The 26363-nt window shown below is 69.8% G+C and carries 23 protein-coding genes; 6 read left to right on the plus strand and 17 right to left on the minus strand.

What is annotated here, in order from left to right; genetic code table 11:
* Nucleotides 1-3 precede the first annotated feature (3 nt).
* Nucleotides 4-663, minus strand: coding sequence for a helix-turn-helix transcriptional regulator (locus AB0I18_RS29505; RefSeq protein ID WP_363108645.1), 660 nt, complete (start codon nt 661-663; stop codon nt 4-6).
* A gap of 274 nt (nt 664-937) precedes the next feature.
* Between AB0I18_RS29505 and AB0I18_RS29510 the strand changes: the two genes are divergently transcribed.
* On the plus strand, nt 938-1606 hold the full coding sequence (locus tag AB0I18_RS29510) for a hypothetical protein (protein ID WP_363108646.1): 669 nt from the start codon (nt 938-940) through the stop codon (nt 1604-1606).
* A gap of 86 nt (nt 1607-1692) precedes the next feature.
* Here AB0I18_RS29510 and AB0I18_RS29515 read toward each other — a convergent pair whose 3' ends face one another.
* From AB0I18_RS29515 to AB0I18_RS29530, 4 genes are read right to left on the minus strand one after another with little or no spacing between them, the layout of a single operon-like run.
* A complete protein-coding gene (locus tag AB0I18_RS29515) occupies nt 1693-2514 on the minus strand; it encodes an ABC transporter ATP-binding protein (RefSeq protein WP_363108647.1) in 822 nt (273 codons plus the stop codon).
* 20 nt (nt 2515-2534) lie between these two features.
* On the minus strand, nt 2535-3314 hold the full coding sequence (locus tag AB0I18_RS29520; RefSeq protein WP_363108648.1) for an ABC transporter permease: 780 nt from the start codon (nt 3312-3314) through the stop codon (nt 2535-2537).
* On the minus strand, nt 3311-4084 hold the full coding sequence (locus AB0I18_RS29525; protein WP_363108649.1) for an ABC transporter permease: 774 nt from the start codon (nt 4082-4084) through the stop codon (nt 3311-3313). The genes AB0I18_RS29520 and AB0I18_RS29525 overlap by 4 nt, the downstream gene beginning before the upstream one ends.
* A complete protein-coding gene (locus AB0I18_RS29530) occupies nt 4081-5061 on the minus strand; it encodes an ABC transporter substrate-binding protein (RefSeq protein ID WP_363108650.1) in 981 nt (326 codons plus the stop codon). Before AB0I18_RS29530 ends, AB0I18_RS29525 begins: the two co-directional genes overlap by 4 nt.
* A gap of 201 nt (nt 5062-5262) precedes the next feature.
* Here AB0I18_RS29530 and AB0I18_RS29535 point away from each other — a divergent pair, with 201 nt between their 5' ends.
* On the plus strand, nt 5263-6078 hold the full coding sequence (locus tag AB0I18_RS29535) for an IclR family transcriptional regulator C-terminal domain-containing protein (protein WP_363108651.1): 816 nt from the start codon (nt 5263-5265) through the stop codon (nt 6076-6078).
* Here AB0I18_RS29535 and AB0I18_RS29540 read toward each other — a convergent pair.
* The 4 genes from AB0I18_RS29540 to AB0I18_RS29555 all read right to left on the minus strand — a co-directional run bounded on the left by AB0I18_RS29540 (nt 6029) and on the right by AB0I18_RS29555 (nt 9844).
* Nucleotides 6029-6982: a PDR/VanB family oxidoreductase gene (locus tag AB0I18_RS29540; protein WP_363108652.1), complete on the minus strand. Its 954-nt coding sequence runs from the start codon at nt 6980-6982 to the stop codon at nt 6029-6031. The genes AB0I18_RS29535 and AB0I18_RS29540 overlap by 50 nt on opposite strands.
* Complete coding sequence (locus AB0I18_RS29545; RefSeq protein ID WP_363108653.1) at nt 6979-7170, minus strand: hypothetical protein; 192 nt, start codon at nt 7168-7170, stop codon at nt 6979-6981. The genes AB0I18_RS29540 and AB0I18_RS29545 overlap by 4 nt, the downstream gene beginning before the upstream one ends.
* A complete protein-coding gene (locus tag AB0I18_RS29550; RefSeq protein ID WP_363108654.1) occupies nt 7167-8231 on the minus strand; it encodes an aromatic ring-hydroxylating dioxygenase subunit alpha in 1065 nt (354 codons plus the stop codon). Before AB0I18_RS29550 ends, AB0I18_RS29545 begins: the two co-directional genes overlap by 4 nt.
* Before the next feature lie 134 nt (nt 8232-8365).
* Nucleotides 8366-9844 (minus strand): hypothetical protein, encoded by a 1479-nt coding sequence (locus AB0I18_RS29555; RefSeq protein WP_363108655.1) that lies wholly within the window; start codon nt 9842-9844, stop codon nt 8366-8368.
* A gap of 208 nt (nt 9845-10052) precedes the next feature.
* Here AB0I18_RS29555 and AB0I18_RS29560 point away from each other — a divergent pair, with 208 nt between their 5' ends.
* Both AB0I18_RS29560 and AB0I18_RS29565 read left to right on the plus strand, forming a co-directional pair.
* The gene (locus AB0I18_RS29560) at nt 10053-11528 is read left to right on the plus strand and encodes a hypothetical protein (RefSeq protein WP_363108656.1); all 1476 of its coding nucleotides are present in this window, start codon (nt 10053-10055) and stop codon (nt 11526-11528) included.
* Between the two features lie 26 nt (nt 11529-11554).
* A complete protein-coding gene (locus AB0I18_RS29565) occupies nt 11555-11878 on the plus strand; it encodes a hypothetical protein (protein WP_363108657.1) in 324 nt (107 codons plus the stop codon).
* A gap of 68 nt (nt 11879-11946) precedes the next feature.
* Here the strand turns inward: AB0I18_RS29565 and AB0I18_RS29570 are convergent, their stop codons facing one another.
* From AB0I18_RS29570 to AB0I18_RS29605, 8 genes are all read right to left on the minus strand, one after another.
* A complete protein-coding gene (locus AB0I18_RS29570) occupies nt 11947-13284 on the minus strand; it encodes a protein kinase (protein WP_363108658.1) in 1338 nt (445 codons plus the stop codon).
* Nucleotides 13281-14186, minus strand: a complete 906-nt coding sequence (locus tag AB0I18_RS29575) for a protein phosphatase 2C domain-containing protein (protein ID WP_363108659.1) — start codon at nt 14184-14186, stop codon at nt 13281-13283. The genes AB0I18_RS29570 and AB0I18_RS29575 overlap by 4 nt, the downstream gene beginning before the upstream one ends.
* A gap of 2 nt (nt 14187-14188) precedes the next feature.
* On the minus strand, nt 14189-14866 hold the full coding sequence (locus tag AB0I18_RS29580) for a tellurium resistance protein (protein WP_363108670.1): 678 nt from the start codon (nt 14864-14866) through the stop codon (nt 14189-14191).
* Between the two features lie 49 nt (nt 14867-14915).
* Nucleotides 14916-15038, minus strand: a complete 123-nt coding sequence (locus AB0I18_RS29585; RefSeq protein ID WP_363108660.1) for a hypothetical protein — start codon at nt 15036-15038, stop codon at nt 14916-14918.
* 74 nt (nt 15039-15112) lie between these two features.
* Nucleotides 15113-16756: a hypothetical protein gene (locus tag AB0I18_RS29590; RefSeq protein WP_363108661.1), complete on the minus strand. Its 1644-nt coding sequence runs from the start codon at nt 16754-16756 to the stop codon at nt 15113-15115.
* Complete coding sequence (locus tag AB0I18_RS29595; RefSeq protein WP_363108662.1) at nt 16756-19314, minus strand: GTPase-associated protein 1-related protein; 2559 nt, start codon at nt 19312-19314, stop codon at nt 16756-16758. The genes AB0I18_RS29590 and AB0I18_RS29595 overlap by 1 nt, the downstream gene beginning before the upstream one ends.
* Nucleotides 19311-20555: a hypothetical protein gene (locus AB0I18_RS29600; protein WP_363108663.1), complete on the minus strand. Its 1245-nt coding sequence runs from the start codon at nt 20553-20555 to the stop codon at nt 19311-19313. Before AB0I18_RS29600 ends, AB0I18_RS29595 begins: the two co-directional genes overlap by 4 nt.
* Nucleotide 20556: 1 nt before the next feature.
* Complete coding sequence (locus tag AB0I18_RS29605) at nt 20557-22719, minus strand: hypothetical protein (protein WP_363108664.1); 2163 nt, start codon at nt 22717-22719, stop codon at nt 20557-20559.
* Between the two features lie 572 nt (nt 22720-23291).
* Here AB0I18_RS29605 and AB0I18_RS29610 point away from each other — a divergent pair.
* Nucleotides 23292-25355: a phosphocholine-specific phospholipase C gene (locus tag AB0I18_RS29610; protein ID WP_363108665.1), complete on the plus strand. Its 2064-nt coding sequence runs from the start codon at nt 23292-23294 to the stop codon at nt 25353-25355.
* A 55-nt stretch (nt 25356-25410) separates the two neighbouring features.
* Nucleotides 25411-26316 (plus strand): phospholipid scramblase-related protein, encoded by a 906-nt coding sequence (locus AB0I18_RS29615; RefSeq protein WP_363108666.1) that lies wholly within the window; start codon nt 25411-25413, stop codon nt 26314-26316.
* Nucleotides 26317-26363 lie beyond the last annotated feature (47 nt).

A 26363-nucleotide genomic window follows, 5' to 3' on the forward strand; every position in this document is an offset into this window, starting at 1 on the left:
GGCTCACGACTCGGGCCGTTTGACGCTCTCCAGGAGCATGTCCAGCCATTCGGCGACCTTGTCCCGGTGCTGGTCGGTGGGCAGCTGCGCGGCCCGCCAGGCGATGCCGCGCACCCCGTGGTCCTGCAGCAGCCGCTCCAGTGGGTCGTCGACGGCCGCCAGGGCCGCCTCGCGTTCCCGGTCGGCGAGCCGCTGGAGCAGTTCCTGCTCGGTGCGCTGGAGGGCGCCGGCGAGCGCCTCCGGGTCCTCGGCGGTGAGGAAGCCGGCGTGCACTCTGAAGAAGCGCTGGATGGCGTCGCAGTGCTCCATCGTCGGGCGCCGGTCGCCGTTGATCAGGGCACCCGCCTGCTGGCGCGACATGCCCGCGCCGTCGGCGATCTCCTGCTGGGTGTACCGGCGGCCGTTGGGCTTCAGCCGGGTGCGGCGCAGCAGGCCGAGGCGCTGCAGGAAACGGGCCTGCAGGTCGGGCTCGCCGGCGGGCCGCCCGTTCAGCAGGGACCCGACCACGGCCTCCGGGACGCCGGACGCGGCGGACAGCCGCGGGATGTCGAACACCTCGTCGTGAGGCGCGCCGAGCCGGACGGCGAGCGCGGTCACTCGGGCCACGACGGCCGGCAGCAGAACCGTGGCCGTGGCGCCCGGAACCTCGAAGCCATCCGTCACCGACACTTCTCCTACGTCCTCGTCGACAGCTCCGGGGAAACCGGAGCCCCCGGATGTGAAGTCCCTGCGGGAAATCCGGGAAGTGCAGCGTGAACCGCCCGAAGACCGGAGAGTAGCCCTTAGGCCGAACTCGCATCCAGGCATCGCCACAACTGTGGCGGGATTCAGCCGTCAACACGCGTCAAATGCCACGATAGTTGACACCGCTCCGCCCGGGGGAGCAGGATCACGACGCCGCGTGAAGGCCGCATAGGCAAGAGGGGTGGACCTCCCGATGGCATACCAGGCAGGAGGGCCCAGGCCACAGCCGCGGCCCGTCCCCGAGAGTCTTGAGGCTCAGGCGTATCTCCAGGACTACGCCGCGCTCCTGGAGGCGGTCTCCTTTCCCTCCGTCGTCGTCGACCACCGCTGGGACGTGGTCCTGGCGAACGGTGCGTTCCAGACACTTTTCCGTGAGATCGGCCCGCATCCCACCGCCATGCCGGGCGACAACTTCCTCCGGTTCGTGCTGTTCCATCCGGACGCGGGTTCGGTCCTCGCCGAGCACGAGTCGAGCTGGTGCCTGCCGATGCTCGCGCACTTCGCGGCCGCCGTGGAGCGGCACGGCCACGACCACGGACTCCAGGCGATCCTGCGGGACATCGCCCAGGACCCGATCATGGACGCCGCGTACCGGCACGGCCTGCCGCACTGGATCCGCTCGGTCGGACCCGACGCCGTGGAGCACGACGGCGCGGTGCGGCCGCTGCTGCACCCCGACCCGCGCTGGGGCCGTACGGACTGCCGGATCGTCGGCGAGACCCCCAAAACCCTTGCGGACATGGGCTATTCACGGCTGACGCTGGTCCTGCGCGAGGCCCGCCGCCCGACAGCCGTCCGAAGGGCGGGCCGGGCCCGGCGCACGGCGGGCCATCTCAGCGTGGTGCCGTCCGCGGACGCGTGACACCGGCGACACCGGCGCTGTCCGCCTGACACCGGCGGTGTCCGCGGCTGAACGGCCCCGCCGATCCCGGCCGGCCGCAGACCCGTTCAGTGCGGCGGCGGAGTATCCGAAACGACGCCCTTGTCCAGTCGGCTGCCGGCCGTCCCGCGCTTCGCCGCCTGGATCTGCTCGTACACATGGGTCCGCAGCTCGGCGAAGCGCGGTGCCACCCGGGTGTGCAACTGGTCGCGCTCCGCCGGGAGATCGACCTTCAGCTGCTCCTGGACGACGGTCGGCGAGGAGGAGAGGATCAGCACCCGCTCGCCCAGGTACACGGCCTCGTCGATGTCATGCGTCACGAAGAGGATCGTGATCCCCCGCTGCCGCCACAGCCCGCGCACCAGGTCCTCCAGGTCGGCACGGGTCTGGGCGTCCACCGCCGCGAACGGCTCGTCCATCAGCAGCACTTCGGGCTCGTACGCGAGCGCGCGGGCGATCGCCACCCGCTGCTGCATGCCGCCCGACAGCTGCCACGGGTACGCGCCCGCGGCGTCCGTGAGACCGACCGACTCCAGGGCGTCCGCGACGAGTTCACGCCGCCTCGCGCTGCTCAACTTCTTCTGCTTGAGCGGGAGTTCGACGTTCTCGCGCACCCGCATCCAGGGGAACAGACTGCGGCCGTACTCCTGGAAGACGACCGCCATGTCCGGCGGCGGCCCGGTCACCAGGCGGCCCCCGATCAGCACCTCGCCCGCGGTCGGCGTGAGCAGTCCGCCCACGCACTTCAGCAGGGTCGTCTTGCCGCAGCCCGACGGCCCGACGAGACAGACCAGTTCGCCCGCGTCCACGGTGAAGGTGAGGTCGCGGACCGCCTCCACCCGGCGTCCGGACCCCTCGTAGACCTTGTTGAGGCCGCGTACATCCAGCATGGGCCGACCTTTCGCGAGCGTCACGACGACCGCCGGGAGGCGTCGCGCTGACCGTGGTACCAGCCGAGCACCCGCCGCTCGACCAGCTGGAAGACAACCGAGAGCAGGAATCCGAGCAGGCCGAGCACCAGGATGCCGGTCCACATGTCGGGGATGGCGAAGGTCCGCTGGAACTGGACGATGGTGAAGCCGATCCCGTTGCTGGACGCGGTCATCTCGCTGATGACCATCAGGATGATGCCGATGGACAGGGCCTGGCGCAGGCCCGCGAAGATCTGCGGGCTCGCCGAGCGCAGCACCACGTGCCGCAGCCGGGCGGTGCCGGTAATGCCGTACGAGCGGGCCGTCTCGGACATCACGGAGTCGACCGCCCGCACACCCTCCACCGTGTTGAGCAGGATCGGCCAGACGCAGCCGATCGCGATGACGGCGATCTTCATCGTGTCGCCGATGCCCGCGAACAGCATGATGACCGGGACGAGCACCGGCGGCGGCACCGCCCGCAGGAACTCCAGCACGGGTTCGCACGCCGCGCGCACCCGGCGGTACGAGCCGATGACCGTGCCGAGCGCCACGCCCGCGACGGCGGCGCACGCGTAGCCGGCGCTCAGCCGCAGCAGGCTGGGCAGCACGTCCTCGCGCAGCCGCTCGCCCGTCCAGACGTCCGGGAACGTGGTGAGGATCGTGCGCAGCGGCGGCCAGTAGATGTCCGTGCTGCCGTCGGAGGCGAACCACCACGCCACGAGAAGCACGGCTGGGAGGGCGACGACGAAGAACACCCGCAGCAGTACACGCCTCACACCGCCACCTCCCCGCGCACCGACTGGTGCCAGGCCAGCGCCCGACGCTCCACCGTGCGCGCACCCACGTTGATGACCAGCCCGAGCAGTCCGGTGACCACCACCAGCGCGTACATCTCCGGTACGGCCTGCGAGGTCTGGGCGACGGCGATGCGGGCGCCCAACCCCGGTGCCCCGATGACGAGTTCGACGGTCACGGCGAGGATCAACGCGACGGTCGCGGCCAGCCGCACACCCGTCATGACGTACGGAAGGGCCGTCGGCCACAGCACGTGGCGGATCCGCGCCCAGGTGCCGAGGCCGTACGAGCGGGCCGTCTCCTCGGCGACCGGGTCGACGTCCCGGACGCCGTACAGCACCTGGATCAGGACCTGCCAGAAGGACGCGTACACCACCAGCAGCAGGACCGAGCGGAGTTCCGTGCCGTAGAGGAGGACCGCGAGCGGGATCAGCGCGACCGAGGGGATCGGGCGCAGGAACTCGATCGTCGAGGCGGTCACCTCGCGGAGGTAGGGCGTCACCGAGATCACCACGCCCACGAGGATTCCGGCGGTCACGGCGATCACCAGCCCGAGCCCCCAGCCGGTGAGCGTGTCCCCGAGCGCGGTCCAGAACGCCTCGTCCGAGAGTTCCGTCGCCAGTGCGTCGGCGATGCGGCTGGTCGGCGGGAAGTAGTCCTCCTTGACGAGGCCGAGCCGCGGTACCGCCTCGCCGAGGGCGAGGAAGACCGCGAGCCCGGCCGCGCCCAGGACGGCGTTGGTGCCTTTCACGGCAGCAGCTTGTCCAGGTCCGGGGCCTTGTCGAACAGGCCGTCCTGCTCGCCCAGTTCGGCCAGCTTCTCGATGGAGGCGCGGTCCGGCTCGGCGGGCCAGCGGGGCAGGGTGAGCGTCTCCAGCAGGTTGCCCGGGATCTTCGTGTACGTGGCGATGATCTCGCGGGCCTCGTCCGGGTGGCTGTCGGCGTACTCGAGGGACTCGGCGGTCGCCTCCTGGAACTTCTTCACCATCTCCGGGTTCTTCTGGGCGTACTTCTGGGAGGTGAAGTACATGGCCACGGTGAGGTCCGGCGACACGTCGACGAAGAGCGACGCGATCGACGTGCCGCCCTTGGACTTGATGGTGGCGAGCGCGGGTTCCACGACGCAGGCCGCGTCCACCTGGCCGCCGTCGAGTGCGGCCGGCATCTGGTCGAAGGGCATCTCCACGAACTCCACCTTGGACGGGTCGCCGCCGTCCTTGCGGACCGAGTTCTTCACCGAGGTGTCGCAGATGTTGTTGAGCGTGTTGGCGGCGACCTTCTTGCCCTCCACGTCCTTGGCGGACTTGAGGGGGCTGCCCTTCTTCACCGCGAGTTCCGCGAAGTCGGCCTTCTGCTTGCCGGTGGACGCGACACCGTTCACCACGGCCTTGATCGGCACGCTCTTGGACTGGGCGACCAGCAGGGACGTCGTGTTGCTGAAGCCGAAGTCGAACTGGTCGGCCACGACGCCGGGCACGATCGCCGCCCCGCCCTGCGCGCTGGTGAGCTCCAGTTTGATGCCGCGCTCGCTGTAGAAGCCCTTCTTCTGGCCCAGGTACAGGGGAGCGACGTCGATGATGGGAATGACGCCGACCTTGACCGTGGTGGTGCCCTCGGATGCCTTGTCTCCGCCGTCCGACCCGGACGAGTCGGATGAGTCGGACGAACCGCAGGCTGTCGCGGCGACGAACACGGCGCCGGCCGCGAGGCCGATGAGCAGACGACGCATGACTCCCCCTAGTGGAACCGGCAGTTGAGCCGGACCAGCTCTTCGACAGGCTGTGCGCAGACCGCACAGAAGTGCTCAGCGTGAACGTAGAGCGCCGCCGGGAACGGGTCAATGCCCTTGACGCGCAGGGCCGTTGACAGTGACCGAACCGTGCTCCTAGCGTGCGCAGAGCGCACTTCCGTGCGCCCCGTGGAGGCGCTGATGCCTGCTGGAGCTCGCGAACCGCACTTCGTCCGATCCTTCGAGCGCGGCCTCGCCGTCATCCGTGCCTTCGACGCCGACCACCCCGAACTGACGCTCAGCGAGGTGGCGCGCAGCTGTGATCTGACCCGTGCGGCGGCCCGCCGCTTCCTGCTGACGCTCCTCGACCTGGGGTACGTGCAGACGGACGGGCGGATGTTCCGGCTCACTCCGCGCGTCCTCGAACTGGGCTATTCGTACCTGTCCAGTTTCACCCTGCCGGAGATCGCCGAGCCGCATTTGGAGCAACTCGTCTCACAGATACGGGAGTCGTCGTCCCTGTGCGTCCTGGACGGTGACGACGTCGTGTACGTGGCGCGGGTGCCCACGCGTCGCATCATGACCGCGACGATCACCGTCGGCACCCGTTTCCCGGCGCATGTGACGTCCGTGGGCCGGGTGATCCTCGCGTATCTGCCGGACGAGGAGAGCGACGCCCGGCTGGCCCGCGCGGACCTGCGTCCCCTGACGGCCCGCACGATCGTCTCGGCCGACGTACTGCGCGCCGAACTGCGCCGGATACGCCGCCAGGGGTACGCCATCGTCGATCAGGAGCTGGAGGAGGGGCTGCGCTCGGTCGCGGTCCCGGTGCGCGACCGGGACTGCGAGGTGGTGGCGGCCGTGAACATCCCGGTGCACGCCAGCCGCAACTCCGTCGAGTCCGTGCGCCGCGACCTGCTGCCCCCGCTGCTGGCCACGGTCGCCCGGATCGAGGCGGACCTGTCCGTCACAGGTCGAGCACGAGGCGCTTCCCGTGGCACCGGGACACACAGATGAGCATGGTCTCGCCGGTCTCCCGCTCCTCGTCGGTGAGTACCGAGTCCCGGTGGTCGGGGGTGCCTTCGACGACGTCCGTCTCACAGGTCCCGCAGGTGCCCTCGGTGCAGGAGAAGAGCACCTCGACGCCCGCGGCCCGTACGGTGTCGAGCACGGAGACGTCCGCGGGGACGGTCAGTGTGTGGCCCGAGCGCTCCAGGACCACCTCGAACTCCGTGTCCCCGCCCGTCTCCTGGACCTTGGGCTGGAAGCGCTCGACGTGCAGCGCGCCCTTAGGCCAGACCGCGCACCGCTCCTCCACCGCGTCGAGGAGGGGACCGGGACCACAGCAGTAGACGAGCGTGTCCGGCTCCGGCGTGCCCAGCACGGAGTCGAGGTCGAGCAGCCCGGTCTCGTCCTGCGGAGCGACCCGCACCCTCTCCCCTCCTGCCGAGTAGCGGTTCAACTCCTCGGTGAACGCCATGGATTCGCGCGTCCGCCCGCCGTACAGCAGCGTCCACTCCGCGCCCGCTGCCTCGGCCGCCGCCAGCATCGGCAGGATCGGGGTGATGCCGATGCCGCCCGCGACGAAGCGGTAGCGGGGGGCCGGCTGGAGGGTGAAGTTGTTGCGCGGACCCCGGACCCGGACCTTGTCGCCCGCCGCCAATTGCCCGTGCACATAGGCGGATCCGCCCCGCCCCTCGGGCTCCCGCAGGACCGCGATCCGCCAGCCGCGACGGTCCGCCGGATCGCCGCACAGCGAGTACTGCCGCTCCAGGTCAGGGCCGAGGGCCACGTCGATGTGGGCGCCCGGCTCCCAGGAGGGCAGCTCCTCGTCCAGCGGATGGCGCAGGGTGAGGGCGAGCACGCCGTCGGCGGCCACCTCCCGCCGGTCGACGACGAGTTCGGCTTCGTACAGGGTCATCGTTCGTGTCCTCGGGCGTGCTCGGGGGAGTGGCCCTGCGGATGGCCGAGCATCCACTCCCACATCTCGATCGGGTCCTCCGAGCGGTGCTCGGCCCCGCAGTGACAGGTGCCGTGCAGCACGTCGGTGCCCGGCACCCAGTCGATGCGGTAGACCTCGCGGGTACCGAAGGGGGAAGGGGCGGTCACTGGACCTTCTCCATGGGCTTCTCGCCCTCCTCGACCAGCCGGGCCAGAATCCGGCGGGCGGCGAGACCACCGGTGTCCAGGTTGATGCTCAGCTCCTGGTACCCGGCCCGCTCGGTGCCCAGCGTCTTCTGCAGCAGGTTGAGCGCGGTGACGTCCTGCATCACGACCGTGTGGTTGAAGTCGTGCAGGAACGTGGTGACTTCCTCGTCCTCGCGCGCGAAGTCCCGGGAGACCGCCCAGAAGTCGTACACCTTGCCGTCGCCGGACGGTGTGATCGCGTACGTGATCTCGGTGTGGAAGCCGTTCGGGTCGCTGCCGTCCGCCTCGGGCAGCACGCCGACCGGCGCGATACGGCTGTGCAGGAGGTAGAGGCACGGCGCGTGGTACTCGATGTCCTGCCAGCGGGTGATGCGGCCCTCGATGCCGGTCGACCGTGCGTAGAACGGCGGGCACGCGGCGTCGGCCATGTGCCGGCTGACCCGCACGATGCCCGCGCCCTCGTCGACCTCGGTGGTGATCGGCGTCTCGGCGACCTCGGGCGTACCGATGTAGCCGCCGTGCAGGTACGTCTCGTGGGAGAGGTCGAGGAGGTTGTCGACGAGCAGCCCGTAGTCGGCGTCGATCGGCTCCATGCCGGAGACCGTGGTCCAGTCCGGCGAGTCCATGTGGCGGGCGCGCGGAATCGTCTGCGGGTCGGCGAGGGCCGGGTCGCCGATCCAGACCCAGACGAACGCGTCCTGCTCCACCACCGGGTACGAGGCGACGCGGGCCGTACGCGGAATGCGCTTCTGGCCCGGCACGTACACACAGGCGCCCGTCGTGTCATAAGTGAAGCCGTGGTAGCCGCACACGATCTTGTCCCCGTCGAGCCGGCTCTCGGAGAGCGGGTAGCGGCGGTGCACGCAGCGGTCGGACAGGGCGACGGCCGTCCCGTCGTCCTCGGTGCGGTAGAACACGAGGGGTTCGCCGAGGATCGTCCGGCCGAGCAGCTCCCGCCCGACCTCATGGGTGTAGGCGGCGACGTACCACTGGTTCCTGGCAAAAGCGATCATGTGAGGCATGGGCGGTCCCGTCCCGTTCGAGCGGGGCGCCGTCGCCCCGCGCTGCCGTGTTGGTCACCACACTCGTGAGGGGAGCCACGGCTCGGCAAGGCCGCTTCCGTCTGACGGAAGCGCTTGTCTTGTTCCGTGGTCCGTCAGGCGAGTGGCGTCTGCCGGACAAGCTCGGCCTCGGCAGTCAGGCCGGCGCGGAGGAGGGCGTGGGCCAATTTGTCGCGCCACTTCCCCTCACCGCGGGCACGGGCCGCCCGCGGCCCCAGGGCCTCGGCCAGAGGGTGCAGCCGAACCTCATGCAGGGCGTTGACGGTGCCGACGACCTCGTCGATTGCGATGCGCGGTTTGGCAACCTCCTGCATGACTGTTTCCTGTTGCCAGGTACACCCTCTGTCAGCGAGGAGACGAAGCAGCCTGGCGGTCTTCGAGCAGCGGTCCCTCCTGCGGCAGGAATCCCCGGAGAACACCGCACGCACGCCCTCCGCTCCCAGATTCGTCCCGCCCAGTGCGGCCATGACGTCGGCCACCTTCTCCACCGGTCGGTCGCCGGACGCGGACAGCATTTCCCACCAGAGCATGCGGCCACCACCACGTGCTCGGTCGCCGAGCGCCAGTTGTTGTGCCGTGTCGGCGACCGATGCGGGCTCCCGGAGCGACATCGCGGACAGTAGATTCTTCAACAGGTAGCCGTTGTTGCGGTTCTCACTGCTGAGCATTGTCTCCGCCAGCTTCGCGGCGTCTCCCGGTGGCCGGGCCGCGGCGAATGCGATGAGGAAGTTGGCCTCCCCGGCCAGACCGTCCTTCTCCAAGCAGCGCAGTGCGTGGAGGGCCTGAGGGACGGGACGCCGGGCCGCCACGGTCAGCAGCTCCTGCGCCTCGGCGTCCCGCTCAAGTGCCTGCAGCTCTCTGATGAGTTCAGGCAGCCGCTCCATATGCAGCCCGTGCTCGATCTCCGCCGATATCTGGGCGAGGCGCCAGGGCACGGGGCGCGGTTCCGGCTGGGGTTCCGGACGCTGTTGCGGTTCCTCGGGGTGTTGCGGAGGTCGCAACAACAGCTCGTGCGGACGCCAGTTGCTTGTCAGCAGCGTGGTCTGATGGCCGAGGCCCGAACTCGCTCGCAACACCGCGAGATAGAGGTCCTGCAGGGTTGCCTCGGCTATCACGGATCCATCGTCCTTGGTTTTCGCCACGGCTTCGCAGCGAAGCCGGCAGATCCATTTCCACGGGGGAATCCGCTGTCCCGCCAGGTAGCGCGACATGGCTCCCTTGTTGTAGGGGAGGCGCTTCGCGTACGCGTTCAGTGACTCGTCGAGAAGGAAGAACAGGTTCCGCAACGCCTCGGCGAGTGCCCGGTTCTGTACTGACAGATCCGCGTCCAGTTCATTGAAGCGCCGCATGCCAAGCCCCCCGACTCGCCCCGGATGTTGCGGACTTTTGGCAACCATTGCACCTGCCGCAACATGTACGCGCCGCGGAAACCTTGGTGGGACATCCGAAGTTCCAACGAAAGGCCCGCCCATGCATCGACGCAGCGAATTGATCGTCTTCCTCGCGGTCCTGGCGGCCGGCATCGTGTTCATCGCGTTGGGAGTGACCCCCAATTCGCTCTCCACGGTCGCCATTGCGCTGAGCGGATTGTACGGCGCATACCGTCCCCGGAACCCTGGAAACGGCCCGGGAGAGGACAAGGATGACCGACAAGGGGGAAGTTGAGTGAAGTGCTAACCCTGCGACCTCTGCAAGCTCTACCGTGGACGCAGCGCACAACCCCGGATTCCGGGATGTGCCGGGCAGCCGGGGGGACGTATGCCGCTCACCACTCTCACGCCCTTGCCGAAATACCGCACGGACCTCGTCACGCGCCGGCTCTGCGCCGCGACGCACCTCGACCAGATCCTCGCGCGGGCGGTGTGGGAGGAATACGTCGAGGACGGGCTACAGGCGGTGGCGCTGCCGCAGGGGATCAACCTGGTCGCGTTGGTGCGACACACGGGGCAAGCCTTGGCCCGATGGCGGCGACGGGACAGGGGCCTGGCCGTGGCGGCACTCCTGCTGCCGATGGCGACGGCGCTCGCTCTGTGGCAGGTCGTCGTCGGGGCCCAGGATGCGGCCTCGATCGCGGCCGGAGTGGCCGCCGTCACGCTGGTGGCGGCCTGGGGTGTGGCGTACGAGGCCGAACTGAGCGCACGGCGGGCGGCGTTGAGACTCGGGCGTGAGGGAGCCCCGGTGACGGACCTGGCGCGGGCCGTCGACCCGGCGGTGGAACAGCGGCTGGAGTCGATGAAGCGGGCCAACTTCGTCGCTTACCACTCCGAAGTGGAGAGGATCAATCCCTTCGTGGGGAGCGGCTGGAGGATCACCGAGGCGGTCTGGGACGCGGTCGATGTGAGCCGTCCGGCCAAGGACGACCAGGGCAGGGAAGAGAAGATCATTCCCTTCGACGCCGCCGATCTGCACCACTACCTGGCCGTCGAGATGCCCAAGATCGTAGGGCTGGAGACGCTCCAGGCCCGTAATCGACTCTATGTCCGCGGACTCCATGTGGCGTACCTGGGGGCGGATGTGCTTCCGGACGCGACCCGCCCCCCGGCCGTCGTCGTGCCCAAGCAGTTGGTGAAGACCGGCGCGGTTCAGGCGGGCGCGGGCGCGGAGACATATCTGTGTCTGCGCATGCTGGGCCCTGGCGGACGTGTGGTGGTGACCATGCATCTGCGCGCCCATCTGCTGATGCCCCGACTGACGTGGGAGGTCACAGCGTATGTGATCCCGCCGTTGTCCGAGCGTTTCGATGCCGTGGAGTACGTGCCGACCGGCCCGGCGCGGCTCCGGTGGCACACCGTCCGCACGGTCAACCGGGGCTTCCGGCACACCCTGTTCGGCGCTCCGGGCAGGCTGAACGGGGAGAGCACGCGGCTGCGTCGTAAGGCCCGCAGGCTGAACCAGGTGCGCAAGGAGATCCGCAAGGGCCGGACGGACTGGGACTACGGCGCGGAGAACGGGCTGCGCGAGGCCGTCGCGGACTGGGAACGCATGGGATACATCGAACGGCGGGACACTTCGCACTACTTCAAACGGCTGGAGCAGGGCGTACTCCTGGCCACCGGCGCCTTTCTCAGAGAACACCGCGTCGACACCTCCGATTTCGAGGACACCGAGAAACGGATCGTCAACGCGCAGACCTACAACTTCGCCGGCCCGATCACCGGCCCCGCGCAATTTGGCAGCCACCTACAACAGGTCAACCAACAGCAGCCCACGCCCCCGCCAAGTGGAGGAAACCAGCCGGGTCCGCCGGGCCGTTCGTGAGTAGTTCCCCAAGGAGGCAGCACCCCATGAGCACCTTCAACTTCCACGGTCCCGTCAGCGGCGAGATCCAGGCGGGCGACCACAACACCCAGCACAACACCGTGTACAACAGCGGAATATCGACCGCCGAAGCGCTACGGCTTGCCACCGATCTCGTCCGTGAACTCGGCCCGGCGGCGCCGCCGGAGGCCGAAGCCGTGCGCGCCGAACTGGCCCGTGCAGCCGAGCGCCACGAGCCGCCCGATCACGGCCGGATCCGCGAATGGCTCAATACCGTGAGCCTGGGGGTCGGTACCGGCAGCAGTGCGCTGGTGCTGACCGAGGGCATCATGCGGGCCCTCGGCGGCTGACTTCCGAATGCTGTGCGGGGAACGCTGTACGGGCCGGTGACCGCGGCGGCTGGACCGCGACACCATGGTCAGGATGAATGGACCACGGCCTCTACCCCGTTGCCCAGATCCACCCCGAGGCCCGACCGCAGGGAGACCGAGCGGCCGGGTTCGACCTGTTGCGCCGTACCGTCTGTACGGCGGGCGTGCCAGACCTGCTGGGAACAGTTGGTCAATCCGAACTGGCCTGGGCGCTTCGGGTTCTCCGACAGCTCCGCGATGACGGCGGAGCGGGAGAAGTCGTGGCGCTTGGGCTCCGCCTCCAGATGGTGGGCGTAGAGACGGGCGTCGTGGCCCAGCCGAACCGTGCGAACGGCGCGCGGATGGGCGGTGGTGACCACCAACCGGGGCGGCATGACCAGTGTCTTCAGGCAGCTCCAACATGAGGAGGCTGTCAGCACGTCGGGCTCCGTCATGTTCTGACGCCCGCAGTCGGCACAGACAACGATGGTGTCGCGGATCTTGCTCAGCGTCTCCCGCCACTGCGATTCGCGCACTCGCCGGGACGGTTCCCTGAGCCCTTCCGTGAAACTGTGCACGAACAGATCCTGCAGGGCGGGAGGCGCGGCTCCCCAGGTGGCCAGCACAGTGGGCTGCTCATGCGAGTCGGGGCGGTTGGACGCATCGTGGGGATCGAAGACGAACACCGGGTTGGTGCCGTACAGCTTCTTCTCCGCCGCCTCGTCGAGACATCGGATACGTAACTCTGCGACGCCCTTGAGGGGATGATGGTTCATCAGAAGCATGAAGAGCAGGACGGCCAGAGAGTGCAGGTCCGTCTGGGTACTGGGCATCGCGCCGTCGTCGCCGCGCACCAGCTCCGGCGCCATGAACTCCATCGTGCCGGAGATGCCCGAGACGGCCCCCTCCACCACCGCGTTGTCGTTGTCGCACACCAGGACGTCCCCGCTGGCGGGGTCGAAGAAGATGTTGCCCCAGGAGATGTCGCGGTAGGCGACGCCCCGGGAATGCAGGGCTTTGTACGCCTCCACCATGTGGATCCCGGCGGTCACCAACGCCTGGTAGTGGGTGCGCACTTGACGGCGGAAGAGTTCTGGCAGACCCCGGAAGCGGTCCGGGCGCAGGTCCATCAGATAGCCGAAGCCTCCAGTGCTGTCGAGGACGACCTGCTGGGGCCAGAGAAACCGCTCGTCTGTGAAGCCGCGGCCCACTAGGTCTTCCACGATCTGCAGTTGCTGATCGGTGGCGCAGCCCGGGTAGTACCACTTCAGGGCGCGCTCCCCGGCGGGGGTGCGCACGTGGTAGACCTCTCCCTGTCCCCCGGAGCCCAGGAGATCGACAACCGTGACGCCCCAGCCGTCCTCGGCGGTGAGCGTGGTTCCGGTGGGGAGCATGCCGTTCGTCATTCTTCCTCCGCTCGGGTCCATGTGCTCGCCGCGGTGCCGCTTTTGCCTGCCACGGCACGCCAGGCCGCGGCCACCGTCGTGTCGTCCCCCGAGTACTTCGCCGCCTGGGCGAGCCACTTGGGCAGGTCACCCCCGACCGTCGAGGGACCCTGCTCCAGGAGTCGTTCATAGGTGCCCCGGACGAATTCCCGGTAGCCCTGGCGGTCCACGAAGCTCTTGGACAACCCGTCCGTCGAGAGCAGTACCAGTGCGGGCGAACTGTCCGGAGCGGTGATCGGGGACCAGTGCACCTGCATCAGCTCCCATGCCTGCCGACTGCACAGCGAATCCGTCTCGTCGCCCAACTCCGGTTGGCCGGAGTCGAGAGGAAGCCGGATGTTTCCCCAGCGGTCGACCATCGCCAGCTCGCCGTCACCGAGTTGCCAGCCGACCAGCAGCTCCGGGGTGATGACAGTGCCGATGAGCGTCGTCCCGTACGGCAGCAGGTCCTGCTGTCGCACCCGGTCCGGGGCGGGCTGCGTCGCGGCCAGTTCGGTGACGGTGCGGCGGGCGTGCTTCAGGACCTCGTCCTGCCAGAGCCGGACCAACTCGCGGGGCAGCCGGTCCTGGGCATGGGCCTTGAGCCGGGGCAGCCGGTCCTGGGCGCGGAGGACCCGCTCCGCGAATTCCCGGCCGAGCCGGACGAAGACCTCTACCGCGTACAGGGCGCCTACGTGGCTGTAGGCGTGGGCGGCTGAACCGTGCCCGTCGGCGACTGCCAGCACGGCCGCGTCCTGGCCGGGGATCCGGTCGGCGTACGCGAAGTCCTGGTACGTCTTCTTGTGGGGGCCGACCGCGTGTTCGCAGAGGGTCGTCCAGTGGTCTGCCGAGGACAGGCTGGTCGCGTCAGATGCGCCAGGCACGGTCACCACACATCGTCATCATCGTCGGCCGACGTCACCTTGGGCGGCGCGTACGGTGTGTAGCCGCCGAGCGTTTTGGCATCGGAGGCCGCCGCCATCGGGGTGGAGGCCGCCTTGACCGCCACGGTGGAGGCCCATCGAATCGCGGCGGCCAACTGCTTGGGGCTGTTGGCGTCGAGCGGCTCCAGCTCCGGGTTGGCGAGGAAGTCCTTGAGCATGGCCTTGTCGGCGTCCTCGCCGATGCTGATCGAGACCCGCACGGCGCGCTTGCCCCAGGGGGTGGCGTCGACCGCTTTGAGGCCGGAGCGCCAGTCGTCGGTGGGCTGCCCGTCCGATACCAGCGCGAGGACGGGCTTGAGTGCCCGCTCCGGCATGGGCGGCATCTCCAGCTCGCGGGCCACGAGCTTCAACGCCTCGCCGAGGTTGGTGGTGCCGTCCGGCTGTACGTCCTGCCAGTGGAAGTCCTCCACCGCGGTGGAGGACGGCTGAAGCCAGCGCGCTGTGGTGGAGAAGGTGAGGGCCCGCACCATCAGCGACGCGGCCGGATTGTCCTTGGCCACCGCCCGCATCTCGGGCAGGGCTTCCTTGATGGCGAAGTTGAGCGCGCCGATCTTTCCGTTGACCCCCATGGAATACGAGCAATCCAGTATCCAGAAGAAATGGACCGGACGATTGGCCATTGCTCCGCCGGGAATGTCACTCACGGTTCGTCCCCCTCAGTCAGATCGGCTAGCCGTTCGCAACAGCGAACACCAGGGCACCGAGGGAGAGCAGCACGACGGCCGTCGACACCACGAACATCCCGAACATCATGCGGCGTTGCCAGCACACGTGGGTGGGCACCAGCGCCATTTCCGGCTCCCCCTCCGCAGACTCGCTCTCTTCTGAGCTGCCCCATTGAAGATACTCGCGACGTTGAGCCGTCGTCAGGAGCTTTCGGCAACGCCGGGGTCCGTGGTAGGCCGTGGCGGAATCCGACCGGAAGCAACCGCTGCGGGGCTTTTCCTGATCCGCAGTCCGGTTCCGCGCAGTAGCCAGAGGACCGGCTCAGCCGCACGCCGCCGCTCGGTCTCGGAGGACTGCGCGCCGACGGCGTCCTCCGCACTCAGCGCGGTGAACAGACAGGCCCCGAAGTCGTGTTCGAGTGCGCGCACCAGATTCTCCAGTCCCACCTCCCGAAGCCACAGGTCGACGCCGTCACTCAGCTTCGGCAGCGAGCCCAGGCGATGGAGCACATCCCACTTGGTCACCACGACCGCCACCGGAGTACGGCGGCGGCGCCCCGACATAGCGGTCAACTCACCGGAGAGCCGTTCGTAGGTGTGCATCGGGCTCTCCGCCGACGGGGAGGCCAGATCGGCCCGAGCCTGCTGGTCGGAGGGCAGTCCGGCGTACACCGCGGGGTCGGCCAGCGCGTCCACCACCAGCACCAGGGCGTCGGCGTGGACGAGATACTCCTGCTCGCGCAGCTGCTGGGCGGACTCCAAATTCTCGCCCCGCGGGTCGTACAGGTACAGCAGCCGCTTGCGATGGCCCCTGCCGACGTACAGCATGACAGCGGTCGGCTGTACGGATGTCGTCTTGCCGATTCCGCCGCCGGAGGCCAGCTGGGCCGCGCCGCGCTGGTGGTCCCGGCGGTCCGCGTCCCGGGCGAATCGGACCGACAGCTCTCCGTAGTTCATCCGCGAGAGCAGCCCGGCGACCATTGCCTGCAGCAGCATCGACTTGCCGGAGGACGTGCCGCCGATCAGCGGCACGTGAACCAGCCGAGCCGAGCCGAGGCCGTCCGGGAGCGGGAGGGAGCACGCGGGGCATTCGGCGTCGAGCCGGTGCCGTCCGGTCAGGAAACTGGTCTGCAAACCCTGGCCGCACGCGCAGACGCGGCGCAGTACGCCGTAGCGGCCGGGCCGCAGCGAGTGGTGCGGACTGCGGCAGTTCGGACATCGGTACACGGGGAGCGTCACGGAGCGATAGCACCCAGGGTGGGGGCACTTCATCCGTATCCTTCCCACGGCGAGCCGGCCGGTGTCCAGAGCGCGCAGGCTCGCGGAGGCCAGGACCAGCGCGGCACAGACGGCGCATAGCAGCACCCCGAAGACCACTGTCGTGGCCACGGCGGTCGCGGTGGCGGCGAGGGTGCCCAGCAGTGCGCCCAGCGCGACGCCGATGCTGAAGAACCGCCGGAAGAACACCTCCCAGGGCCCCCGGATCCCGTAGGGCTTGCGGCGGGTGTCGCACATGGAGCGGAGCCGGTCCTTGACCCATACGTCCACCACGCGCCGCCAGATGTCGGTCGCGCCCGCCGCCGTGGCGCCGGCAGCGTCCGTCCATGCCTGCCGTACCCAGTAGGACGGATAGGCGGGTTCGGCTCCGCCGGGCGGGTGCAGTCGGGCGTCGTATGCTCCGGGTCGCCAGGGCCCCAGGTGCTCGCCCGTCACCTTGACGAACCACGTGTACGCGACGGGGGCGGCGCGCAGCAGGTTCCAGACGATCAACGGCGACTGGATGATGAGCAGAACGACGAGGAGCGACACCAACGGAGGGCCGGAGAAGAGCTCGGTCGGCGCCATCAGCCGTCCTCCGCTCCGGGGTGCGCCTCCACGGTGCCGGGGTCCGCGTCACGCCAGCTCCCTGACAGGCGGGCACCGCCCGCTCCGCTCCCGCGCCGACGGCCCCAGCGGCGGGCCAGTCCTGGCCGGTACCAGTGCCGCCACTGATCGGTCCAGGTGACGCCCACCTGGGCGAGATGCGACTCGGCCGCCGACAGATGCTCTTCCGGCAGCTTTCGTACGGCCGACTTCAGGAACTGATCGAGCAGGCGGAGCCGGACCCGGTCCCAGGCGGGGTTGAAGCCGCCGAAGCTGTTCCAGGCGATGAAACAGGCGGCAAGGTGGCGCGAATCGCGTTGCAGCCGGTCCAGCGTCACCGCACTCCGGGCCTCTTCCTCATAGACGGTCAGCAGGTCCGCGTCGCCGTGACGCACCAACTGCTCCAACTCGTCCCGCAGCACCATTGCGTCGACGCCGGTCCGCACTGTGCCCTCGGGGGAGGGGCCGCTGAGGATGCGGGCGACCATAACCCGGGCCAGCCTGCGTTCCAGGCTGTCGTCCAGCGGGCGGGCCCGGTCGCGCAGAGCGATGGCGTACGCCGTGAAGCCCCTCTCGGCATGGCCGGTGCGGATGTCCTCGGCGTGCAGCAGCAGGTTCAGCGCGTCACGCAGGCGTGCGTCGGTCAGTCCACTGCCCGGTGGAAGGGCGGTCAGCAGGGCCCGGGCCACGGCGGGGGCGTTCGGGTCGGCGGCGTCGGCGGTGAGCGCGGTGCGGGCCAGCGGGTCGTCGAGCCCACTGGCGGCCAGCAGGTCCGGCGAGGTCTGAGCCAGCAGCATCAGCGCGTCGTCCGTCGACGGCCGACACCCGGGCCAGGTCAGCAGAAAGGCGGTCCGCAGGAGGGACGGATCGGCGCCTTCCCGCGCCTGCGACTCCCGAATCAGATGGTTCATCAGTCGCAGTCCGCTGTCGGGGCCCTTCGGTCCGCGTCCCGCGGCCGCGACAGCGCGCAGATGGGGGTAGTCGGCGAGCTCCGACGGGTCCAGTGCGGCGTGCAGGTCGGCCAGCACGGGAACCACCGGCCTCGGATCGCCGGACAGGGCCACGTCGTTGAGGCGGTCGAGCAGGGCGCCGCGTACCCCCCGCGTCTCCTGCCCGGTCACCGCTGCCGCGACCTCTCCGGCGGTCGGATCGGAGCTGGAGCCTGGAGCGTCATCCGTAGCGGGGGCGAGCAGACGGTCGGCCAGTCGTACACCCAGCGCGGCCGGCGGCGGGTACCCGGCGAGGTCGGTGCGCAGTGTCCGGCCCAGGTTCAGCAGGGTGAGCAGCCGCTCCGTCGGCATGTCCGGGTCGGCGAGCCGTACGGCCAGCCGGGGACCCAGCTCGCGGGCCAGCTCGACGCAGGCCTGCGGGGTCAGCGCCGAGCCGAGGCGGTCTGGGACCGTGCCGCGGCCGTCGACGGCGGCGCGTACCGTGGAGCGCGCCAGTGGCTCGGTGACTTGGGGTGGCCACTGTGCCGCGAGGGTGTCCAGCAGCCGTGGCAGCGTGCCGTCACCCATCTCGCTGCTGTCGTTCTCCGCCAGCAGACCGGCCAAGAAGCGTTGCCAGAAGGGCACGTCCCCGTGATCCGGGTGGTGAAGCGCCCACTGAGCGCCGGCAGTCCGGCCGGTCTCCTCCAGAGCGATGCCCTCGTACAGTGCGCGGGACGCAAGTACCTCCGCGTCGAAGGGCGCCTCCCTGGCCGCCCGCAGCAGGAGGTCGGGCCGCCCAGCCAGCCAGACGCGGGCGGCCACCTCTGCCCAGGGCTCGGGCCGGGGCTCGCTGGAAGTGCCGCCGACGCAGTGGTGGAAGCGGAACTGGTGGCCCAGGTCGGCCGAGGCGTACCCGAATTCGGCGTCCGCGAGTACGCCCACGATCTGCTGGTCGGCGAGGTAGGGGCGGCGGGTGTATGTGGTGAAGGTCAGCGTCCTCGCGTACGCGGGCGGTAGCGCCGCACAGGCCAGAGCGACCCACAGCGCGACTGCCTCCGCACCCTCCTCGACCATCACCAGGGTGGGTGCCCGCTCGTCCTCGAACAGCCGCCGCACGTCCGACAGGAACGGCGCGAGGCGCTCGGCCCGGCGCCGGGCGAAGGGCGTGAGCGTCTGGTGTCCCAGCTGGTCGCCGCGGCGCATCGCCTCCAGGGGCGGCGCACCGTCCACCGGTGTGACGCCCTGCCAGTCCGGCGACTCCCAGGCCTCGATGGGTAGCATCCCGTCGGGCAGCCCGGCACCCGGCCGGACCAGCACGGCGTGCGCGTGAAAGTTGCCGTAGCGGCCGCTGTAGTCGGCGCCCGTGTAGCGGGTGCGGCTGAGTACTCCGGTGCCGTCGGGCAGCAGGCTGAAGCCGAACGCGACTGGGAAGGACGGCAGTTCGGCCTCGGTCGGGCGGGCCGGGGAGTCGCGCGGAGGTTCGTAGCCGAGCAGGGGCTCGGCCAGCCGGAGCAGGGCGGGATCGGTGTCGGGGCTGGTGGCGGTGAAGCGGAAACCGGAGCCGTCCGGGCCCGGTGGGGCGGAGGTGTAGTGCAGTTGACGGAGCGTCATCGAAGCTCACGTCCCTTCCGGGCGGTACGGGCCGTGCGGACGGGAAGCAGGCCACGCCGGCCGAGCACCCACAACAGTGGATCCTCGACGCGCAGCGGCCGGGGCCCCGACTTCGGGGCGTCCGAGGGCGATTCGGCGGGCGGCGGCGAACCCAGCGCGGAGAGGCAGAAGAGGCTGAACTCGGCGAAGTCACGGTCGAGTTGGCGGTAGAGCACCCCGCCGTCCCACTCGTCCAGGAGCGCCCGGGTGTCCTGGTCCACGGCGACTCGGTCCGCATCGTCCAGGGCTCCCGCGCGGACGGCCGGACGGCCCAGGGGCGAGCCGTGCGGCAGCCATGGGTGCAGTACATCGCTCTTGGTGATCGCCACCGCCAGGGGCGTGGTGACCTTGCCCTTGCCCTCCCCCCTGCGGCGGCCGCGCAGTTGGGCCGCAAGGTCGGCGGCGATCTGCTCGGGGGCGGTTTCCACCGGCGGTAACCGCCCCTCCATCTCGGGCGGCAGCTGCTCCCGCACGCTCCGCAGCTGGAGCGGGTCCACCAGCAGGATGACGCCGTCGGCCGCGGCGAGATAGGCGGTGTAGCGGTCCATGGCCTCGGCGCCGGCCAGGTCCTCGCCCGCCGCGTCGAAGAAGACCAGGGCGGTGTGTCTGCTGCCATCGCGCAGCCTGCCGACACCGGGACGTGGTGTACTCAGCCGGAAGATCAACGGGTCGTTGAAGCGCATGGCGGCCGGCTGGGTCGGGCCGGGCAGCAGCAGCCGGTGGTAGAGGTCGTCCTCCATGGCTCGGTAGCGCTGCTGCGTCGCGCTGCCCATAGTGGCCAGAGCCGCGTTGAACTCGCGGCCCACCCGGTGGCGCAACTCGTGGGCGAGCACGGTGACGTAGGTGCTCTTCCCGGCGCTCTTGGGGCCGATCAGGGCGATGATCCGGCTGCCCTGATCGCAGTAGTCACTGGGCAAGTCGTTATGGCAGTTGCGGCAGACCCGCACGGGGGTTCCCACTCCGCACGCGGGGCAGGGCGCGCGCCCACGTCCGGCGCGCAAGCCGCGTGGCGCGTCGAAGCAAGGACCTCGCTGGGCAGCAGGCCCGCCGGCCGGGACGCCGGTGAAGGCGGCCCATCTGCCGTCGCTCTCGGGCGCGCATGCGGTTGCCCCGCGCAGACCGGTGCGCGCCATCAGACAGCGGTACGGCAGCCGGGAGGCGCGGTCGGAGGTGAAGCAGTAGGGGCAGACGATCGTCGTCATGTCAGCGCACCACCAGTGTCTCGGGCGGCGGATGGTCCAACTGCGCGGTCGGAGCGCCGCCTCCGAGCAGAAAGCCGCGCAGTAGATAAGGTTTGGTCCTGCCGCGCAGGTCGATCTCGGTGCGCACCGGCTCTCCGGCGGCCAACCGGTCGCCGGCCAGACGTAATTCCTCGATGCCGTTCCGAGGTTGCATCGGGGCGATGCGCTCCCGGCCGACCAGCAGAAAGTCCGGGCAGTTCGTCGCGGCGGGGAGGGAATCCGGCAGTTCGGCCCGTACCTCGACCACGCGCCGTGCTCCGGCCCGCCAGCCCGGCTTGACCAGCCGGTAGGAGAGCCGTACCCGGGGGGGCAGCCAGATGTGTGCCTCTCCGGAGATCACGAACTCCGCGTCCCCGGAAGACAGCGGGGACACGGTCACGTCGAGCGCCTCGCCGTTCACCGCCAAGCTCAGGCCATCCCGCAGATAGGCGCTGCGGGTCACCCGTCGCTCCCGGGTCACGCCGGTCTGCCGCCATCCCACCAGGACCACGGGTGCCGGGTCGGGCCAGTCGAAGCCGAGCCGCACGGTGTCGTCCGAGCCCCGCTCGGCGGTGATGCCGCGGACCGGTGTCTGGGCCTCGACCAGCACACTGGGGCCGGCCACCGCGCGGCGGCCGAGAACCGTCACCGCGGTGATCCGCACCGAGGTGCCCGGGGCGGGGTCCAGCAGGGGAGAGGCCAGCGGTGGCTCCGGCGGCCTCGCGGTGAAGTCGTCCGGCAGCTCGGTGCCGGCCCGGGGAGGCGGTCCGCTCCACGGCACCAGCAGGACTTCCCCTTCCGGTGGCGGGAGCCAGCTGAGCCGCACCGCGCCGGTCTCGGTGTGCTGTTCTCCGGTCAGGGACTCGACGGGCGTCGGCCATTCCTCGACTCCCACGCCGGCGGTCACTCCGGGGGAGCAGACGATCCGCTGGTCGGGCCCCAGGTACTCGCAGCGGATCGTGTAGGAGTACGTCCCGGGCTTCAAAGGGCCGTCCTCGAAGCCGTCCTGACGGCATGGGACCTCGCTGGAGCTGCCGTCGTACGCGCGGATCGCGCGGATCGCCACCGCCGCGGCGGGAGCCCGCCAAGTGGCGCTCACACCGGGCCGCCCGGCGGTCAGCGCGAGGTCGTGCACCTCCGGGGCGACCAGCAGGGGGGCACAGATCCGGGGCTGCCCCGCGATCCGTCCGTCACGCAGCGGCAGGACCGCGTAGCGCACCCTGCTGCCGGGCACGGCAGCAGGGTCGGTCACCCGAGTCGCAGTGCCGGGCGGGCCGACGTCGGTGTGCTGGTGCGGGTTGCCCGGCGGGTGGCGCAGGACGCGGTAGAGCGTGGTTCCGCCCTGGCCGGTGGCGGCGTCCCAACTGACCGTCACTCCGTCGTGTCCGGCCTCCGCGCGGACCGGAAGGGGGCCCGCGCCCGCAGGTGCCCTGGCCTCCGCGGTCCGCAGCAGACCGGTCAGCGCCCTCGGTTCATCGACGGCGTACCGGGCTGTGTGCAGACAGAGAGCGGCAGCCTTTCGGTGTTCGCCCGCCCTGTGCAGGGCGTCCGCCCGTGCGAGCGCCTCCTCGGTGCCGGCACGCAGTTCGGCCACGGCCGACAACAGCCCGCGCAGTTCCTGATCGGCGACGACGTCGGCCAGCCGGGTCGCGAACTGTTCGGCTCGGCACAGCTGCCCTTCGGTCAGTGCGTCGAGGATGCCCTCGGCCGCCTCCCGGTCGAGCCGCCCGGCCGGTGCGAGGCACGCGGACACGGCGGCGACCAGCTCGGGGGCCTCGTCCTTGTCCACCCCCAGCTCCACGGCCGACCCGACACTGATCCCGTCGGGATGGTCCTGGAGCAGCAGAACCAGTTCGTGGACCACGACACGGCGCAGGCCCATCGGGTCCCGGCCGAGGATGTCCTCGGCCCGGTCGAGCAGCGCCAGCGCCTTCGCTTCATGCGGTGCGCCTTCGCGCCGCCAGTGTTCCCGCTGCTTCTCGATGTAGGCATGGTCGACGCGCAGCCACATCATGCCGCGCGCCCGGTACCAGAGTCCGTCGAGCACCTTGAAGCCGGGGCGCACCCCCCAGGTGCCCAGCAGCTCGGCCGTGTGCCGTAAGCCGAGGTCGCGCAAAGTCGAGGACCAGGCCGCGTGGTCGGTCATCCCAGGGGTCAGCGGCAGTTCGGGAGGTATCCACGCGCTCCCGTATCGGTTTCCCCGCCCCCCGTGATATGGCACTCCGCGTCCCCCCGAACGTCCGTCGTCCCGTCTGCCCGGCCTATGGGGTCGGTAGCTCCAGGACGAGCTGGAGAGACCATTTCAGCAGAAACGAACCGCGACCGTCCCAACCTTTGACAGGTCGGACCTGTCGGGCCGCGCCGGGACGGTCGGAGGAGACGAGCGGTGGCGCAAGGAGGGGAACATCTGAGCGATGTCTGCCGGAGCGCGGACTCCGAGCTGCCGGGAGAAAACCCACCACGACTCGGCAAGGCCGCTTCCGTGAGATGGAAGACGTTTCGGATGCCCGGCGGAAGGCGTGCCGGACGACAGCCGGGAGAAGCGCCTGCTCAGGTGCCGGCGCGCACCTCACGTACCGCTGTCTTTCACACAGGCGCCATACGACCCTTCCGTGACGTTTGTTGCTCCTGGAACACTCCTTTCGCACACGTTCCAGCAAGCACCCGCCCGGCAAGCGCACGCCCTTCCGCCCCGTCAGGACAAGAGGTCACCCAGCCATGCCCGACGTCAACAGGCGCCGTTTCCTTCAACTCGCAGGCGGCACCGCGGCGTTCACCGCGCTGTCGGACAGCATCGCCAAGGCCGCGTCGATCCCCGCGGGGTATCACCGCGGCACCATCGAGGACGTCGAGCACATCGTCGTCCTGATGCAGGAGAACCGTTCCTTCGACCATTACTTCGGCGCCCTGAGAGGCGTCCGCGGCTTCGGCGACCCGCACCCGGCCACCCTGCCGAGCGGCAAGTCGGTCTGGCACCAGTCGGACGGCACCAAGGACCTGCTGCCCTTCCACCCGGAGGCCGACGACCTCGGCATGCAGTTCCTGGAGGGGCTGCCGCACGGCTGGAGCGACGGGCACGCCGCCTACAACGACGGCAAGTACGACAAGTGGGTCCCCGCGAAGGGCGCCACGACCATGGCGTACCTGACCCGCGAGGACATCCCGTTCCACTACGCGCTCGCCGACACCTTCACCGTCTGCGACGCCTACCACTGCTCCTTCATCGGCTCCACCGACCCGAACCGCTACTACATGTGGTCCGGCTACACGGGGAACGACGGCAAGGGCGGCGGGCCGGTCCTCGGCAACGACGAGGTCGGCTACGACTGGACGACGTACCCCGAGCGCCTGGAAGAAGCCGGGGTGTCGTGGAAGATCTACCAGGACGTCGGCGACGGCCTGGACAAGGCCGGCTCCTGGGGCTGGATCGAGGACGCGTACCGCGGCAACTACGGCGACAACTCGCTGCTCTACTTCAACAAGTACCGCAACGCCAAGCCCGGCGACCCGCTCTACGACAAGGCCCGCACCGGCACCGACGCCCGCAAGGGCGAGGGCTTCTTCGAGCAGTTGACGGCCGACGTGAAGGGCGGCAAGCTGCCGAAGATCTCCTGGGTCGTCGCCCCCGAGGCGTTCACCGAGCACTCCAACTGGCCCTCGAACTACGGCGCCTGGTACATCTCCCAGGTCCTGGAGGCGCTCACCTCCGACCCCAAGGTGTGGGCGAAGACGGCGCTGTTCATCACGTACGACGAGAACGACGGCTTCTTCGACCACCTGGTGCCGCCGATTCCGCCGCGGTCCGCCGCGCAGGGCAAGTCCACCGTCGACGTCGAGCCGGACATCTTCGACGGGAGCGCGACCCACGCCGCGGGCGTCTACGGCCTCGGCCCGCGGGTGCCGATGCTCGTCGTCTCGCCCTGGAGCAAGGGCGGCTACGTCTGCTCCGAGACGCTCGACCACACCTCGATCCTCCAGTTCATGGAACGCCGCTTCGGGGTGCGCGAGCCGAACATCTCACCCTGGCGGCGCGAGATCTGCGGTGACCTCACCGCCGCGTTCGACTTCGCCCGCAAGGACACCAAGCCGGTCGCCCTGCCGGACACCGACGGCTACGAGCCGCCGGACAACGACCGCCACCCGGACTACAAGCCGACTCCGCCCGCGAACCCCATGCTGCCGAGGCAGGAGCGCGGCCTGCGGCTGGCGCGCCCGCTGCCGTACGTACCGCTGACCGACGGGAAGGCGGACCCGGCGGCCGGGACCTTCACGCTCACCTTCGCCTCCGGCCGGAAGGCGGGCGCCTCCTTCTACGTGACCTCCGGCAACCGCACCGACGGCCCCTGGACGTACACCACCGGGGCGGGCGAGACCGTCTCGGACACCTGGAACTCCGCGTACTCGAACGGCTCGTACGACCTGACGGTGCACGGGCCCAACGGCTTCCTGCGGGTCTTCAAGGGGCCCGGCAAGGCGGCCGGACCCGAGGTCACGGCGCGGCACGTCGGCGACGACGTGCGGCTGACCTTCACGAACAAGGGCGCCGCCACGGTGAACCTCAAGCTCACCAACGGCTATGGCGGCAGGCCCCAGTCGTTCCGGGTGCGGCCCGGCGCGACCGTGAAGCACACCGTGGACCTGCGGGTGAGTAAGCGCTGGTACGACCTCACCGTCGTGTCCGACGGGGACTCGGCGTTCCTGCGCCGGTTCGCCGGCCACGTCGAGAACGGCCGGTCGGGCGTCAGCGACCCGGCCTTCGGCCGCGCGCGGGACGTGCGATGAGTTCCGCATCACACGGACTGGTCACGTACCAGTGGGCTCGGGATAGTGTGCCCCGGTGACCACGCATTCGAACACTCCTGCAGGCTGGTATCCGGATCCTCAGGGTGCGCCCCAGACACTCCGTTACTGGGACGGCGCTCAGTGGACCCAGCACACCAACGCGGACCAGCAGCAGGCCCAGGCGGCTCACCAGGCGGGGCCCGTTCAGCCGGTCCAGGCCGCTCAGCCGGTCCAGGCCGCTCAGCCGGTCCAGCCTGTTCAGCCTGTTCAGCAGGCTCCGCAGCAGGCGGCCGGGTTCGATCCTCGTGTGCAGCAGCAGGTGCAGCAGCAGGCCGGGGTCACGCCGAACGCGGCCGGTGGCGGCACACTGTTCACCGAGCCGGTCCTGGTGGTGAACCAGAAGGCCAAGCTGATCGAGCTGACCAACGAGTACAAGGTCATGGACCAGCAGGGCAACCAGCTCGGCTCGGTCGTGCAGGTCGGCCAGAGCGCGCTGAAGAAGGTGCTGCGCTTCGTCGCCAGCCTCGACCAGTTCATGACGCACAAGCTGGAGATCCGCGACGCGTACGGCCAGCCGCAGCTGCTGCTGACGCGGCCGCGGAAGTTCATGAAGTCGCGTGTGATCGTGACGCGTCCGGACGGCTCGCCGCTCGGTGAGATCGTCCAGCAGAACATGATCGGGAAGATCAATTTCGCGATCAACTCCAATGGTCAGCAGGTCGGCGCGATCAAGGCGGAGAACTGGCGCGCCTGGAACTTCGCGATCGTCGACCACGCGGACAACGAGGTCGCCCGGATCACGAAGACCTGGGAAGGTCTCGCCAAGACGATGTTCACGACCGCGGACAACTACGTCCTGCAGATCCACTACCAGCTTCCCGAGCCCCTGCTGAGCCTCGTGGTGGCGACGGCGCTGACCGTCGACACGGCGCTCAAGCAGGACTCCCGAGGCCTGGGCTGACCTGACGCCGGACACGAAGGGGGCGGCCGGCGCGTATACCCAGTACG

The sequence above is a fragment of the Streptomyces sp. NPDC050704 genome, assembly GCF_040654355.1.
In the GTDB taxonomy this organism is placed as follows: Bacteria; Actinomycetota; Actinomycetes; order Streptomycetales; family Streptomycetaceae; genus Streptomyces.

What these genes read in the sequence shown, in the direction of transcription:
- AB0I18_RS29570 (WP_363108658.1), bottom strand. Translation starts at nt 13,284, where the DNA reads ATGACGAACGGCATGCTCCCCACCGGAACCACGCTCACCGCCGAGGAC.
- AB0I18_RS29565 (WP_363108657.1), top strand. Translation starts at nt 11,555, where the DNA reads ATGAGCACCTTCAACTTCCACGGTCCCGTCAGCGGCGAGATCCAGGCG.
- AB0I18_RS29595 (WP_363108662.1), bottom strand. Translation starts at nt 19,314, where the DNA reads ATGACGCTCCGTCAACTGCACTACACCTCCGCCCCACCGGGCCCGGAC.
- AB0I18_RS29530 (WP_363108650.1), bottom strand. Translation starts at nt 5,061, where the DNA reads ATGCGTCGTCTGCTCATCGGCCTCGCGGCCGGCGCCGTGTTCGTCGCC.
- AB0I18_RS29515 (WP_363108647.1), bottom strand. Translation starts at nt 2,514, where the DNA reads ATGCTGGATGTACGCGGCCTCAACAAGGTCTACGAGGGGTCCGGACGC.
- AB0I18_RS29585 (WP_363108660.1), bottom strand. Translation starts at nt 15,038, where the DNA reads ATGGCGCTGGTGCCCACCCACGTGTGCTGGCAACGCCGCATGATGTTC.
- AB0I18_RS29605 (WP_363108664.1), bottom strand. Translation starts at nt 22,719, where the DNA reads ATGACCGACCACGCGGCCTGGTCCTCGACTTTGCGCGACCTCGGCTTA.
- AB0I18_RS29535 (WP_363108651.1), top strand. Translation starts at nt 5,263, where the DNA reads ATGCCTGCTGGAGCTCGCGAACCGCACTTCGTCCGATCCTTCGAGCGC.
- AB0I18_RS29600 (WP_363108663.1), bottom strand. Translation starts at nt 20,555, where the DNA reads ATGACGACGATCGTCTGCCCCTACTGCTTCACCTCCGACCGCGCCTCC.
- AB0I18_RS29555 (WP_363108655.1), bottom strand. Translation starts at nt 9,844, where the DNA reads ATGGCGACCGTGGAGAGCGAATTGGGGGTCACTCCCAACGCGATGAAC.
- AB0I18_RS29550 (WP_363108654.1), bottom strand. Translation starts at nt 8,231, where the DNA reads ATGCCTCACATGATCGCTTTTGCCAGGAACCAGTGGTACGTCGCCGCC.
- AB0I18_RS29540 (WP_363108652.1), bottom strand. Translation starts at nt 6,982, where the DNA reads ATGACCCTGTACGAAGCCGAACTCGTCGTCGACCGGCGGGAGGTGGCC.
- AB0I18_RS29590 (WP_363108661.1), bottom strand. Translation starts at nt 16,756, where the DNA reads ATGGCGCCGACCGAGCTCTTCTCCGGCCCTCCGTTGGTGTCGCTCCTC.
- AB0I18_RS29580 (WP_363108670.1), bottom strand. Translation starts at nt 14,866, where the DNA reads ATGGCCAATCGTCCGGTCCATTTCTTCTGGATACTGGATTGCTCGTAT.
- AB0I18_RS29510 (WP_363108646.1), top strand. Translation starts at nt 938, where the DNA reads ATGGCATACCAGGCAGGAGGGCCCAGGCCACAGCCGCGGCCCGTCCCC.
- AB0I18_RS29610 (WP_363108665.1), top strand. Translation starts at nt 23,292, where the DNA reads ATGCCCGACGTCAACAGGCGCCGTTTCCTTCAACTCGCAGGCGGCACC.